The following is a 13,586-nucleotide window of genomic DNA, read 5'->3' as shown; positions in this document are numbered from 1 at the left end:
TAACGAAGCGCATATAGTTGCACCTGCTTTTAATTGGGGCGTGTGGGTATTTTAAGGAGATGTGGTGTGGAGTGTGCTGAGGTTCAATGTAAGATGCTTGAAACTCCGAGGGAAGAAAATTACATTACAATGCCAGCGCTAATCGAAGAGATTTCTATTGAGTGAGATTAGCATATTGAGAAAACAAAAAAACCGCCCAGTTTCCTGAGCGGTTTTCATCAAAAATGTGATATTCAATTTAGGATAAAGAAACTCTTTTAAATCCAGTTACATCTACATCGCCTTTGCTGGCAACATAGTCTGCAACACTTTGCTTCTCATCCATGATGAAGTTTTGGTCCAATAGACACTGCTCTTGGTCCAAAGTAGTATTGTCGCTAATGAAACGCTCTAATTTACCAGGAACGATCTTATCCCAGATTTGCTCTGGCTTTCCTTCAGATTTCAATTGAGCTTCGATATTGGCTTTGGCCGCTGCCAATACCTCATCGGTCAATTGCATTCTTGAAATGTACTGAGGAACATTCTTCAAAGTCTTTCCTAAGCGTCCCAATTCAATGTTCTCTTTTTCGATTACAGCAATACGAGCTTCAGTTTCAGAAGCAACGTAAGCAGGATCGAAATCTTTGTAAGAAAGCGTAGTGGCTCCCATAGAAGCTACCTGCATGGAAATGTTCTTAGATACTTGAGCAGCTTCGTCTATAGAGTTAGACAGTCCTACCAAAGCACCAATCTTGTTTCCGTGGATGTAAGAACCTACGAAAGGAGCTTCCAAAGTTTCGAATCCACCGATTTCGATTTTCTCTCCAATAACACCCGTTTGCTCAGTCAATTTTTCCTGAACAGTCATACCAGCTTCGAATTCTGCAGCCAAGAATTCTTCTTTACTAGCAGTATCTAAAGCTACCTCGGCCATTTTGCGGGCCATGGCTACATATGATTCGTTTTTGGCAACGAAATCGGTTTCACAGTTTAGGGAAACGATTACACCTTTGTTGGCAGCGTCGTTCACCTTAGCAATAACAGCTCCCTCGCTAGAGTCTCTGTCCGCTCTTTTCTCAGCGATCTTCTGACCTTTTTTACGTAGGATTTCAATTGCTTTATCGAAATCACCTTCTGCCTCGACCAATGCCTTTTTACAGTCCATCATCCCAGCTCCGGTTTTCTTTCTTAATTCATTTACTTGTGCGGCGGTTATTTTTACCATCGTTGTAAGTGTTTAATTTAATGTGTGAAAATTGTAAAAAGTCGTTCAAAAGTACTCCCGAAGAATAAATTCAAACGACTTTTCAGTATTATTGAATTGTTATTTATTCTTCTTCTTTAGCTGCTTCTACCGGTGTTGCAACGGCTTCTTTAGTAGCTTCTGCCGGCGCTGCTGCAACAGCGGCTGCTCTTTTTCTTGGAGCTTTAGCCTCTGCAGGAGCATCACCACCACTTTCCTTACCAGCTTTTCTTTCGGCAAGACCGTCGGAAATGGCGTTGGCAACACTGCTTACGATCTTCTCAATAGACTTTGATGCATCATCGTTAGATGGGATCACGTAGTCGATCGGGCGAGGATCACTGTTGGTGTCTACCATGGCGAAAATCGGAATGTTCAATTTCTGTGCTTCTTTTACAGCAATGTGCTCACGAGTAGTATCTACCACGAACAATGCTCCAGGAAGACGACTCATATCGGTAATAGAACCAAGGTTCTTTTCCAATTTTGCACGGGTACGGTCTACAGCCAAACGCTCTTTCTTAGAAAGGGTGTTGAAAGTACCATCTTGCTTCATTCTATCGATAGCAGTCATTTTCTTAACCGCTTTACGAATGGTTACGAAGTTGGTCAACATACCACCAGGCCATCTTTCGGTGATGTAAGGCATGTTAGCCCCTTTTGCTTTTTCTGCAACGATATCTTTCGCTTGTTTCTTAGTAGCTACGAAAAGGATTTTACGTCCACTGGCAGCAATCTTCTTAAGGGCCGTATTGGCTTCATCAAGTTTTGCAGCAGTTTTGTAAAGGTTAATGATGTGGATCCCGTTACGCTCCATGTAAATATAGGGAGCCATATTTGGGTTCCATTTACGGGTTAAGTGTCCAAAGTGAACACCTGCGTCAAGGAGATCCTTAACTTCTTTGTTGTTTGCCATTTTGTTTTAGTTTACGTTCTGTTTAGATAGCAATCACGCTAGGCGCAATTTAGATGCTAAACTAACGTCCCAACCGGCAAGGGAAGAGACTAACAGCTTAATTAATAAAATATGAACTTGGCCTTTTTCGATTGGGCACTCCATAGAAGTACCCAATCGATAGGGCTGAAAAATATTAACGTTTAGAGAACTGGAATTTCTTACGAGCTTTCTTCTGTCCGAATTTCTTACGCTCTACCATTCTTGGATCTCTTGTTAGCAATCCTTCTGGCTTCAATACAGTTCTGTATTCTTCGTTGATCTCACAAAGGGCACGGGAAATGGCCAAGCGAACTGCTTCTGCCTGTCCAGTAATTCCTCCACCGTATACGTTTACTTTAATATCATAAGTGCCTTCGTTGTCGGTTAAAGCCAACGGCTGGTTTACTTTGTAACGTAGGGTTCCTGTTGTGAAATAGTTATCTAGTTCGCGGTTGTTTACCGTAATGTTTCCTTTTCCTTCAGAAACATAGATACGGGCAACAGCGGTTTTTCTTCTTCCAATTTTATGTATGGTCTCCATTACTTGCTGTCGTTAAGGTTAATTACTTTTGGTTTTTGTGCCTCTTGGTCGTGCTCTGCACCTACATATACACGTAGGTTTCTGAAAAGAGCCGCTCCCAATTTGTTCTTAGGCAACATTCCTTTTACTGCCTTTTCTACCAATCTAGCAGGATCTTTGTCGTACAATTCCTGAGCGGTCAAAGAACGCTGTCCACCCGGGTAGCCCGTGTGACGGATGTACTCCTTGTCGGTCCATTTTTTTCCTGATAATTTGATTTTTGCAGCATTAGTAACCACCACATTATCACCACAGTCTACGTGAGGAGTAAAGTTTGGCTTGTGTTTACCGCGAAGCAATTTAGCAACCTCGCTGGCTAGACGACCCAATGCTTGCCCGTCCGCATCTACCAAAACCCACTCTTTGTTTACAGTGGCGCTGTTAGCAGATACTGTTTTGTAACTTAATGTATCCATAAGTTTTTTGTCTCTTGTTGAATTAAACATTGATTTTCCCTTCAAAAAGGGGTGCAAAGGTAATGTTATTTATTTGAATAACAATAGATGGAGACCTTTTTTTGAAGGGCCTCAGGAAGCCCCAGAAAAGTTAAACATATGCTAATTAACAAAGAAATCTGTCACATGCTTGCGTAAATTATGTCTATAATTCATCAATCAGACAAAACGACTAACAACCATGACTATCAGCAAATTACCACTATTGGTACTTTTTCTTCTACCAATTTTGGCTTTTTCACAGACCGAAAACACCACAACACAAGATTCAACAGCACAAGTTTCTTATGAAAAAAGAACCTACACCACGGCCTCTATTGCAGGAACCCCTGGAATCACTATAGATGGGGTTTTGGATGAATCGGCTTGGGATGTTGTGGAGTGGACTACCGACTATGTCGAGTTTCAACCCGATGTTGGTACTGCACCCACCGAGCAAACCAAAATGAAAATTGCCTACGATGATAAGAACCTATATGTAGCCTTTAAATGCTATCAGGCAGATCCCTCGACCATAGAAAAACGGATGGGACGTCGAGACGACTTTCCAGGGGATTGGGTAGAGATTAATATAGATAGCTATAATGACGATCGGAGTGGGTTTTCCTTCACGGCATCCGTTTCTGGGGTAAAAGGAGATGAATTCATTTCCAACAATGGGAATTTCGATGATAGTTGGAATCCTATTTGGTATTTAAGTACCGCGATCGATAGTGATGGTTGGACAGCAGAGATGCGAATTCCCCTTAGTCAGTTACGTTTTGGGAATGATGAGGAACAGGAATGGGGGATACAGTCTACCCGACGTTATTTTAGGAATGAAGAGCGTTCGTTATGGCAACCCTTACCGGCGAACCCTCCGGGATGGGTAAGCGAATTTGGAATTTTAAGGGGAATTAAAGGGATTAAGCCCCAAAAACAATTGGAGATTCAGCCGTATACGGTGGCTCAATTGGATACCTTCGAGGAAGAACCTGGGAATCCATTCCGCGATGGATCGGACACCAAGTTCACGGGCGGATTGGATGCCAAAATTGGAATCACAAACGATCTTACCCTCGATCTTACCGTGAATCCAGATTTTGGACAGGTAGATGCCGATCCAGGCGCTATTGCTTTAGACGGATTCGAAATATTCTTTCAGGAACGCCGTCCCTTCTTCGTAGAAAACAAGAATGTATTCGATTTTCGTGTAGGAGGTGGAGCGGATAACCTTTTCTTCTCACGTCGTATTGGACGTACTCCTCAAGGATTCACCACGGCCGATGGAGGTAAAGGGGAATTCGAAGATTTCCCTGTGAACACAACGATTTTGGGAGCGGCCAAATTCAGTGGAAAGACGAAGAAAGGACTGTCCATTGGAGCCTTGCAGAGTATCACCGATAAGGAATACGCAAAAATTGAATTGGATAATCGACAGGACGTGTTGGATAATCTGGATGAGGTGGGTGAAGAACGGGAAGAATTGGTAGAACCCCTTACCAGCTATTCAGTAATGCGACTGCAGCAAGACTTTAACGACAATAATAGCTTTGTGGGTGGAATTGCCACCTTCACCAAGCGAAATATAGAAGGTGATCTGGATTTCCTTCGGGAAAGCGCCTTTACCGGTGGGGTCGATTTTCGCCACAACTGGAAAGAAAGAAGATATTATGCGACAGGGAAATTTACCTTCAGTAATGTAAATGGAAGTGAGGAAGCCATAGAAGCCACCCAGCGTTCGTTAACACACCTTTTTCAACGTACCGATGCGGGTCACGTGGAAGTAGATCCTACCAAAACCTCTCTAACAGGAACTGGAGGTAGTTTCGAGATTGGAAAGGGCGGTGGTGGAAATTGGCGTTACAATGTTGGAGGTAATTTCCGTTCGCCAGAATTAGAGTTGAACGATATTGGGTTTTTGCGTCAAGCCGATCAAATAACCCAGTATGCCAATATTCGCCGACTGTGGAATAAACCTACGAGCTGGTTCCGACAGGCAAATGTAGGTGTCAATCAGTTTACCCAGTATGATTTCGATGGGAACTACAACCGAATTCAGTACGAAATCAATGGATTTGTAAACTGGAAGAATAACTGGTGGAGTGAGGCTGGTTTTGGTCACAAACCGAGAATTTTCAGTAATACCGTACTTAGGGGAGGTCCTAGATGGCGATGGAATGATGAGAATTTTGTGTTCTTGTTCTCGGGAACCGATTCTAGAAAAAAGTTCAATATGCACGCAGGATATGTGTATTCTAGTGCGACGCAGAACAACTTCTCTTTCCAGCGATATGTGCTTCGATTCTTCTATCAACCTTTAAATACATTGAGTCTTTCCTTGATCAATGAGTTTGAAGTAAATCCTAATAAAACACAGTACGTAACCGAAACTGATTTCAACGGAACACCAAGGTATATTTTAGGAGAGATCGATAACGAATCTTTGAGTACTACACTTCGGGTGAACTATAACATTAATCCCAACCTTACGATACAGTATTATGGACAGCCCTTTATTTTTAAGGCGAAGTTCTCCAATTTCAATTATGTGAACGATCCTGTAGCGAGCGATTTGAACGAACGGGTAACTTGGTTCGATAATAACCAGATTTCATTTGGTGAAGCAGACGATGCTTATTTCGTGGATGAAGATAGGGATGGTGAAACTGATTATGCTTTCGGGAATCCCGATTTTGCCTTCGTGCAGTTTCGAAGTAACCTGGTAGTACGTTGGGAATATATTCCAGGATCTGAAATTTTCTTGGTTTGGTCGCAAGGAATTACTGGATTGGGCGATGTAAACAACGATTTTGGTGAAATTATCGACAATCAGTTGTTCGGTGCCCGTCCCCAAAATACATTTTTGATTAAGGCAACCTATCGATTCGTTCTGTAAGGAACGACATCGAGCGGTGTATTCATATATCGGTTAATTTTTGGAAAGCCCTCGATTCGGGGGCTTTTTTATTGTTGGGTTCTGTCTGCTCGAGGTGACAGCGGTAAGACCTAAATATTGGTTCAGGTATTCTAGGAAAACAATCCTGGGATAATAAAATAGGTAAGGGCAATGAGCAGACCTATGGAAATAAGGTTGAGCACGATACCAACACGTGCCATTTGATGCACCTTTATATGTCCACTGGCAAACACGATGGCATTGGGCGGAGTCGCCATGGGCAGCATGAATGCGCAACTGGAAGCCAAGGTTACGGGAATAACCATCTCCAGAATGGGAGTGTCGAGGCCAATGGCGATCCCTACGACCAAGGGGACAAGAATGGTCACCAAAGCCACATTGCTCATGAGTTCCGTCATGAAAAGCATGAGCCCAATGAGCACTGCGGTGACAACAAAAACGCTCCAATGGACTTTGGAAGAAATATAATCCCCAATAAGATCGATAAAGCCAGCTTGTGTGAGTCCAGAAGCCAGGGCCAATCCGCCTCCAAAGAGCACAAGGATGCCCCAAGGTAATTTTTGGGTATCCTCCCATTGCAAGGGAAATTCTCCTTTTGTGAAATTAAGGGGCACCACGAACATAGCAACGGCAGCTATCATACTTATGGTTGTATCGGTGAGTTTCAGGTTGGGGAACCATTGATTTAAACTTCCACGAAACATCCATGCGATTGCCGTAAGAAGGAATATGGCAAGTACCACTTTTTCGTCTTTGGAAATGGGTCCGAGCTTTTTCAGTTCGTTAGAAATGATGTCTCCAGAAGATTGGATTTTCTCCAATCGATTCGGAAAGAATATATATACGATACAAGCGTAGGCAATGAGCAACATAACGGCAGCAAAGGGAACACCCATTTTCATCCATTGAAAGAACCCTATGTCTATTTGGTATTCTTCATTCAGAAAAGCTAACATCACACTATTGGGAGGTGTGCCAATAAGCGTCGCCATTCCACCAATATTGGCGGAAAAAGCAATCCCCAACATAATAGCCAAGGCAAAATTCTGATCGTTTTTAGTGAATCCGTCGCGGTCATTCATCAACAGCATGATTACAGATACGGCTATGGGCAACATTACCACGGTGCTCGCAGTGTTCGAAATCCACATACTCATCAAGGCAGTAGCCAACATAAATCCGAAGATGATTCCGTTGGCCTTCACCCCGGTAATCTTCAGTATGGAAAGGGCGATTCGTTTGTGGAGTTGTACCTTTTCCAAGGCCAAGGCAATGACAAAGCCTCCAAAGAATAAATACACAATGGGATTGGCGTAATTGCCCGCTACCGATTTAATATCCATAATCCCTACCAAGGGGAAAAGGGCCAGTGGCAATAAGGCCGTAACAGAAATAGAAACCGCTTCGCTTATCCACCAAACGATCATCCAAGCCGCGACAGCGACGACGGTATCGATTTCCGAAGAGACGATTGTGCCTGGATAGAAGTATAGGATAGCAAACAAAAGAGGCCCCGATAGGAAAGCAAGGCGCTTGTATAATGGATACGAATTCATTGCGATGAAGATAAATATTCCATCGCAATGGGGCAAGATGGTCTATATTTATGAAAATTGGGTGCTTTTCCAACAAAAGATGAACGAGAATGTTTATTTTGTGAATAGAAAACAACCTTCCATGAAAAGACTTCTTCTATTTTCAATACCATTCCTTCTTTTCGCTTGTAGTAATGACGATGTTCAAAGAGGAAAACAAAAGGTCACCCTAAAGGGGAGCTATGTTATGATAGAGGGCGAAATGGAAACTCCTATGGACATTAATGGAGACGGGGTGGCTTCTACAAATTTAATGGAAGAGTTGCCCAATTGCGTTGAATGGGCCCTAAATCTAAGTAGTAATTTTTTCTATTCATATAGAACCAATGAGGTTGCCGAGGTGAATGGAGGATTGGAGTTTAATTGTTTTTTCCCCCATGCATATAGTAGTGGCATTTGGACAGAAGACGGAGATGTCCTGGTTTTATTTGACCGTAACGATGGCATGGAATACCGATGGCCTTATACCTTCGAAGGGGTGGATTTGCGTGTGCAAAGGACAGATACATTGTTCGGAAATCTCAACATTTTGTTCGATCGGACGACTCCTCTTCATTGATTTCATAACCTCGTATTCTTGAAAGTCGAATCAACATTAATTAATCCCGACACATACTTGTTTTTTTGAAGCCATAATTGGCCTTTATTTGTATTGATGCTGAAGAGGGAAGGACTTTCAGCATTAAAAGGACAACTTGCATTTCGGGATCATTCCATGTGTATGAACCCGATGTAAATGTTAGGTTGTAGTTACTAAGTGTGAGCCGGAGGCAATTTGCTTTCGGCTCTTTTAATGCGCCTCTAACCAGTTCTCACCCAAACCTATTTCTACATCAAGGGGGACACTCATTTTATAGGCGTTTTCCATTTCCTCCTTGATCATCTTCTGAAGTTTTTCCAATTCCGGTTTGTAGGCATCGAATACCAATTCATCATGCACCTGCAATAGCATTTTGCTCTTAAAATCGCCTTCTTCCAATTTCTTGTGAATATTGATCATGGCAATCTTAATAATGTCGGCTGCACTTCCTTGAATGGGTGCATTCACGGCATTTCGTTCTGCCGCACCTCTTACAACAGCATTTCGGGAATTGATATCCTTTAGGTAACGCCTTCTTCCCAACACTGTTTGTACATAGCCATTATCCCGTGCAAAATCTACCTGATCGCTCATATAATCTCGAAGCTTGGGGTAGGTTCTGTAATAGGTTTCTATCAGCTCCTTGGCTTCGGTACGGGAAAGATCGGTTTGGTTGCTCAATCCAAAAGCAGATACGCCATAGATAATCCCAAAGTTCACTGTTTTGGCATTGCCTCGCTGCTCGCGGGTTACTTCATCAATAGGCACGTTGAATACCTTGGCCGCTGTGGAAGCGTGAATGTCTTCTCCATTTTGGAAAGCCTTAATCATGTTTTCCTCGTCACTAAGGGCAGCAATGATTCGAAGTTCTATCTGACTGTAATCCGCCGCCAATAAGATGTGATCCTTATCCCGAGGGACAAAGGCCTTTCGCACTTGTCGCCCTCTTTCCGTTCGTATCGGGATGTTTTGCAGGTTCGGGTTGTTACTACTCAATCGTCCTGTAGCGGCTACCGTCTGCATATAGTCGGTATGCACATGATGGGTATTTTCGTCCACCTGTTCCGGTAAGGCATCTACGTAAGTCGATTTCAACTTGGTCAAACCACGGTAGGCCAATACATCGGCAATGATTTTATGGTCTTTGGCCAAGTAGGACAACACATCTTCTGCTGTGGAATATTGACCCGTTTTGGTCTTTTTTGGTTTGTCTACCAATTTCATCTTTCCGAAGAGAATCTCTCCCAATTGTCGGGGTGAGGCAATATTGAATTCTTCCCCGGCCGATTCGTAAATATCGGCTTCCAGTTTTTTAATATCACTTTTCAATTCTTGGGAAAGGTTTTCCAAAAAACCTTTGTCCAGATTGATTCCCTCCAACTCCATATCAGCCAAGACACGCAATAGCGGAACTTCTATTTCATCAAATAGTTTCTGGGTATTGGCTTCGCCCAATTCCTTTTCAAAATGTTCCTTTAGCTGAAGGGTTATATCGGCATCTTCTACTGCATATTCCGTTTGCTGGGCCATAGGAACCTGTCTCATGGACAACTGATTCTTTCCTTTTTTTCCGATAAGCTCGGTAATGGAAATTGGGGTATAGTTGAGATAGGTTTCGGCCAGTACGTCCATATTGTGCCGCATGTCTGGATTAATAAGGTAATGTGCCAACATGGTATCGAACAACTTACCTTTCACGGTTATGCCATACTTGGATAGTACTTTGATGTCGTATTTTAAGTTCTGTCCAATTTTTTGGATGTTTTCATCTTCAAAGAAAGGTCTCAGGATTTCTACAACTTCTTGAGCGGCTTCCCTTCCTTCAGGAACGGGAATATAAAACCCTTTACCTGCTTCCCAAGAGAAAGCAACTCCGACCAATTCGGCTGTAATAGGATTGAGTCCAGTGGTTTCGGTATCGAAACAGACCGAAGATTGTTTCATGAGCTGGTCCATGAATAATTTGGTTCCCAATCCAGGTTGTACTGTTTGATAGAAGTGGGAAATATCTTTGGCGGTATTTCTAGAGCTAAATGCCTGACTTTCTTCTGTGGCTTCGCCATCACCACCAAATAAAGAGAACTGTCCGGCACCTGCCGTGGTTTTCTTGGCTGTGGTTTTTGGTGCTTCCTTTTTGGTCGCGCCAGTTGTAGCAACAGGCTGTGCATCTGGAGCGAAGGTCTTCATAAAGTTTTCGGTAAGCCTACGGAATTCCAATTCCTCAAAAACTTCGGTAACCCCTTTAATGTCGGGATCGCACATCTCGAAGTCTTTTTCATCGAATTCTACGGGTACGTCCAGCATGATACGGGCCAATTCCTTGGAAAGCATTCCTAATTCTTTAGAAGCTTCCACCTTCTCCTTCATCTTCCCTTTTAATTGGTCCGTATTGTCCAGCAGCTCTTCCATAGAACCAAACTGTGCCAAGAACTTCTTTGCTGTTTTTTCACCTACACCTGGCAATCCCGGGATGTTATCGGCACTGTCTCCCATCATTCCCAAAAAGTCGATCACCTGTAAAGGATTTTCCACTTCGAACTTGGCCTGTACTTCGGGAATGCCCCAAGTTTCATAGCCTCCACCAAATACGGGTCGGTACATGAATATATTTTCTGAAACCAATTGAGCGAAGTCCTTATCTGGGGTTACCATAAAGGTCTTATAGCCTTGCTTTTCCGCTTTTTTGGCCAGTGTTCCTATGATATCGTCCGCCTCAAAGCCTTCCTTCACCATGATTGGGATGTTCATGGCGTTCAGTATCTTTTCAATGTAGGGTACCGCAATTTTAATAGCCTCTGGGGTTTCATCCCTGTTGGCCTTGTATTCGGGAAAAAGCTCGTTTCGGGCTACACTTCCGCCTTTATCGAAACACACAGCCAAATGGTCGGGGCGCTCCCTTTTTATAACATCCAATAAAGAGTTCATGAACCCTAAAATGGCTGAGGTGTCGGTCCCTTTGGAATTGATTCTTGGGTTTTTTATGAAGGCGTAGTACCCACGGAAAATGAGTGCGTAGGCATCTACTAAAAAGAGTCGTTTTTGGTCGGACATAGGTTGCTTTTATTGTAATGTCTAAAACTACAAAACTTCCTTGGGGCGTAGAAATTTATTGAAAGGCAATTCTAAATTTTTCGAAGCTTATTGCTCATATCGAAGGGCTCGGATAAGCAAGACCAAAACCGAAAAGACCACAAGGCTGTACATGGCGAATTTCAGCAGGTTTTTTCCCGATAGTATAGGGCCATCCCTTTTCGGTAATTCCAATATCTTCATGGCATATCCCCGTTTTATCACAGTCATAATAGCGACACAGTGGATTTCATGCTTGTCAAAAAACTTACGGAGGTCCGATACTGCCTTCGAAATGGAATCTTCGGTCACCACTGTGTCCTTCCAAACAAACTCCATGAGCTCCTCCCGGGTTACGACTTCGTCTTTGTTCCGTAGCAGAATATGGAATAGATCCTTTAAGCGTGGTTCCATAAAGATCTCTTCCAGTCCATTTCCGGTAATGCTTCCTTTACGCGGGTGAAAGGCATATACATGGAAAGGAATGGACTCACGAGGTAGGAATTTCAGCTTAGTTTCAGTCATTTTTCCAATGTTTTTCCACCGATTTCGTGGTGATTTTTACAGTTTCGTTCAACCAAAAACAAGATAATGAAAAAAGGACAAACAATCATCAGTTGGATTTTACGAATTCTTATCGCAATTGCTTTTTTACTAGCCAGTTCCGGAAAGTTAATGGCACATGAAGCGGTAGTACAAATGTTTGAAAATTGGGGTTACCCCAAAGGCTTTCATCTCCTCATAGGTGTGCTAGAATTGCTCTTGGCCGTGCTGCTATTAATTCCCAAAACCTTGAAGTTATCACTTATAGGGTTAGCAATCCTTATGGCCGGAGCAATCATCACCCATATCGTGAATGATCCTTTAGCCGAGGTGATTCGACCCCTAGTGTTTCTAGTGTTACTGACGATCGTTTACTATTTGAATTTTCTCCCGAAGTCTCCCGTACTGGAAGGATAAGGGAAGTAAGATCCCTAAAACAAAAAAAGACCGATCATCTATCGGTCTTTTCTGTGATTAGGGCGTAAAAAAAGGACTATTCTTTTATAAACTTTCCGTTAAAGAGTTGTTTTGAACCATTGCTTGCCGTGTAAAAATAGTTTCCAGAAGTATACGCTGAGATATCTAGGGTCTGCCTGATCGTTTCCCCGGTATTTGCAATCTCCATTTCATCCAACAATTCCCCCAAAATTGTGTAGACACGTACGGTGAGGCTGGAATAGACCAATGGGATCTGCGCTTCTACCGTGATCGATTTATTGGCGGGATTGGGATAAGAGGTGTGCTTGTACGAAGCAATAGTATTCTCTTCCACGGCCAAGGTAACCCCAGTGATCAATCGAATGATTTGCGGGTTGATGAGATCGCCACTCAGGGGTACAGCACAGTTGATATAAATGGAATCTCCTGTTTGGGTTACCGCTACGCCATTAGGGGTTGAAAATGTAGCGGATGTGCCATCACCATCATCATTTCCCCGAACGCCTGTTCCCGCCAAGACTCCCATCACCAAAGTGTCTATGTTTAGGTGAAAGATCTGGTGTCCTGAATAACTGGCTATATAGAGGTTGCGGGTAACTGGATCATAATCGATATGGCCATTGCCTGCTGTTGTATTACCAATAATCGAAGTGCTTCCATCAGGTGTGATTTTAACGATGTTGGTGTTCGAAAAGTTAGATATGTAAAGATTGTCGTTTTCATCTACTGTAATGCCGTTGGGACACGCAAATTGCGAACCAGAGGCAAAGGCTGTCGAGACGCCGCCAGGAGTTACTTTTCGAATGGTGTTGTTACCACAATTGCATACATAAAAGTTGTCAGCACTGTCAAAAACGATTCCCACGGGGGCAACAATGCCATCGGAGGTCACGAAGGTGCGCACGCCATTAACGATTTTGTAAATTCCATTGGCTCGAATGTCACTTTGGTGTAGTACACCGCTGTTGTCAAAAGCATTTCCGGAAGCGCCAATAAAATCGGTTGAGTACTGGGTAAGATTTAAGTCGGTATCCAATTTCATAACGTGATTGGGAAGCCCATCCGGATCGGCCATCCCCAAAAAGTCGCCGAAATCACCTATATAAAGGTTGCCCTCATCGTCAAGGGAAAGCCCTCCGCTTCCATTAAATTCTGAAGTGATAGTACTTACGGTTACTTGGGCAAAAGCAAAGGTGCTTGCCATACAAAGGATTGCAAAGTATAATTTTTTCATAGTGATTTAATTTTATACCACTAAGAAAAAT

11 protein-coding genes are annotated in these 13,586 nt (G+C 43.0%); 3 read left to right on the top strand and 8 right to left on the bottom strand.

Features of this window, described 5'->3' with window-relative positions; translation table 11 throughout:
* Window positions 1–238 precede the first annotated feature (238 nt).
* The 4 genes from tsf to rplM all read right to left on the bottom strand — a co-directional run bounded on the left by tsf (window position 239) and on the right by rplM (window position 3,158).
* Window positions 239–1,207: a translation elongation factor Ts gene (tsf, locus tag POV27_RS17765; protein WP_272864139.1), complete on the bottom strand. Its 969-nt coding sequence runs from the start codon at window positions 1,205–1,207 to the stop codon at window positions 239–241.
* Window positions 1,208–1,310: 103 nt separating this feature from the next.
* The gene (rpsB, locus tag POV27_RS17760) at window positions 1,311–2,141 is read right to left on the bottom strand and encodes a 30S ribosomal protein S2 (RefSeq protein ID WP_272864138.1); all 831 of its coding nucleotides are present in this window, start codon (window positions 2,139–2,141) and stop codon (window positions 1,311–1,313) included.
* Window positions 2,142–2,316: 175 nt separating this feature from the next.
* Window positions 2,317–2,703, bottom strand: coding sequence for a 30S ribosomal protein S9 (gene rpsI / locus POV27_RS17755; protein WP_272864137.1), 387 nt, complete (start codon window positions 2,701–2,703; stop codon window positions 2,317–2,319).
* On the bottom strand, window positions 2,703–3,158 hold the full coding sequence (gene rplM / locus POV27_RS17750; RefSeq protein ID WP_272864136.1) for a 50S ribosomal protein L13: 456 nt from the start codon (window positions 3,156–3,158) through the stop codon (window positions 2,703–2,705). Before rplM ends, rpsI begins: the two co-directional genes overlap by 1 nt.
* A 220-nt stretch (window positions 3,159–3,378) precedes the next feature.
* On the opposite strand from rplM, the gene POV27_RS17745 reads away from it, so the two are divergent.
* Window positions 3,379–6,075, top strand: coding sequence for a DUF5916 domain-containing protein (locus POV27_RS17745; RefSeq protein WP_272864135.1), 2,697 nt, complete (start codon window positions 3,379–3,381; stop codon window positions 6,073–6,075).
* A 131-nt stretch (window positions 6,076–6,206) separates the two neighbouring features.
* On the opposite strand, the gene POV27_RS17740 is transcribed toward POV27_RS17745, so the two are convergent.
* Window positions 6,207–7,652 carry an SLC13 family permease gene (locus POV27_RS17740; protein WP_272864134.1) on the bottom strand — a complete coding sequence of 482 codons (1,446 nt, stop codon included), beginning with the start codon at window positions 7,650–7,652 and terminating at the stop codon, window positions 6,207–6,209.
* 121 nt (window positions 7,653–7,773) lie between these two features.
* Here POV27_RS17740 and POV27_RS17735 point away from each other — a divergent pair, with 121 nt between their 5' ends.
* Complete coding sequence (locus POV27_RS17735; RefSeq protein WP_272864133.1) at window positions 7,774–8,250, top strand: hypothetical protein; 477 nt, start codon at window positions 7,774–7,776, stop codon at window positions 8,248–8,250.
* Window positions 8,251–8,481: 231 nt separating this feature from the next.
* Here POV27_RS17735 and polA read toward each other — a convergent pair whose 3' ends face one another.
* Together polA and POV27_RS17725 are read right to left on the bottom strand one after the other, a co-directional pair.
* The gene (gene polA / locus POV27_RS17730; protein ID WP_272864132.1) at window positions 8,482–11,322 is read right to left on the bottom strand and encodes a DNA polymerase I; all 2,841 of its coding nucleotides are present in this window, start codon (window positions 11,320–11,322) and stop codon (window positions 8,482–8,484) included.
* 87 nt (window positions 11,323–11,409) lie between these two features.
* Window positions 11,410–11,865 carry a winged helix-turn-helix domain-containing protein gene (locus tag POV27_RS17725; protein ID WP_272864131.1) on the bottom strand — a complete coding sequence of 152 codons (456 nt, stop codon included), beginning with the start codon at window positions 11,863–11,865 and terminating at the stop codon, window positions 11,410–11,412.
* 66 nt (window positions 11,866–11,931) lie between these two features.
* On the opposite strand from POV27_RS17725, the gene POV27_RS17720 reads away from it, so the two are divergent.
* Window positions 11,932–12,300, top strand: coding sequence for a DoxX family protein (locus POV27_RS17720; protein ID WP_272864130.1), 369 nt, complete (start codon window positions 11,932–11,934; stop codon window positions 12,298–12,300).
* A gap of 76 nt (window positions 12,301–12,376) precedes the next feature.
* Here the strand turns inward: POV27_RS17720 and POV27_RS17715 are convergent, their stop codons facing one another.
* Window positions 12,377–13,555, bottom strand: coding sequence for a T9SS type A sorting domain-containing protein (locus POV27_RS17715; protein WP_272864129.1), 1,179 nt, complete (start codon window positions 13,553–13,555; stop codon window positions 12,377–12,379).
* Window positions 13,556–13,586: the final 31 nt, after the last annotated feature.

Source organism: Aureisphaera galaxeae, assembly GCF_028561275.1.
Taxonomy (GTDB): Bacteria; Bacteroidota; Bacteroidia; order Flavobacteriales; family Flavobacteriaceae; genus Aureisphaera; species Aureisphaera galaxeae.
Note: the sequence above shows the minus strand (reverse complement) of the source record. Positions and strands in the feature narration are given on the sequence as shown.

Excerpts from the sequence above, each read along its gene's own strand:
- POV27_RS17740 (WP_272864134.1), bottom strand. The coding sequence starts at position 7,652 with ATGAATTCGTATCCATTATACAAGCGCCTTGCTTTCCTATCGGGGCCT.
- tsf (WP_272864139.1), bottom strand. The coding sequence starts at position 1,207 with ATGGTAAAAATAACCGCCGCACAAGTAAATGAATTAAGAAAGAAAACC.
- rpsI (WP_272864137.1), bottom strand. The coding sequence starts at position 2,703 with ATGGAGACCATACATAAAATTGGAAGAAGAAAAACCGCTGTTGCCCGT.
- polA (WP_272864132.1), bottom strand. The coding sequence starts at position 11,322 with ATGTCCGACCAAAAACGACTCTTTTTAGTAGATGCCTACGCACTCATT.
- rplM (WP_272864136.1), bottom strand. The coding sequence starts at position 3,158 with ATGGATACATTAAGTTACAAAACAGTATCTGCTAACAGCGCCACTGTA.
- POV27_RS17745 (WP_272864135.1), top strand. The coding sequence starts at position 3,379 with ATGACTATCAGCAAATTACCACTATTGGTACTTTTTCTTCTACCAATT.
- POV27_RS17720 (WP_272864130.1), top strand. The coding sequence starts at position 11,932 with ATGAAAAAAGGACAAACAATCATCAGTTGGATTTTACGAATTCTTATC.
- POV27_RS17715 (WP_272864129.1), bottom strand. The coding sequence starts at position 13,555 with ATGAAAAAATTATACTTTGCAATCCTTTGTATGGCAAGCACCTTTGCT.
- POV27_RS17725 (WP_272864131.1), bottom strand. The coding sequence starts at position 11,865 with ATGACTGAAACTAAGCTGAAATTCCTACCTCGTGAGTCCATTCCTTTC.
- rpsB (WP_272864138.1), bottom strand. The coding sequence starts at position 2,141 with ATGGCAAACAACAAAGAAGTTAAGGATCTCCTTGACGCAGGTGTTCAC.
- POV27_RS17735 (WP_272864133.1), top strand. The coding sequence starts at position 7,774 with ATGAAAAGACTTCTTCTATTTTCAATACCATTCCTTCTTTTCGCTTGT.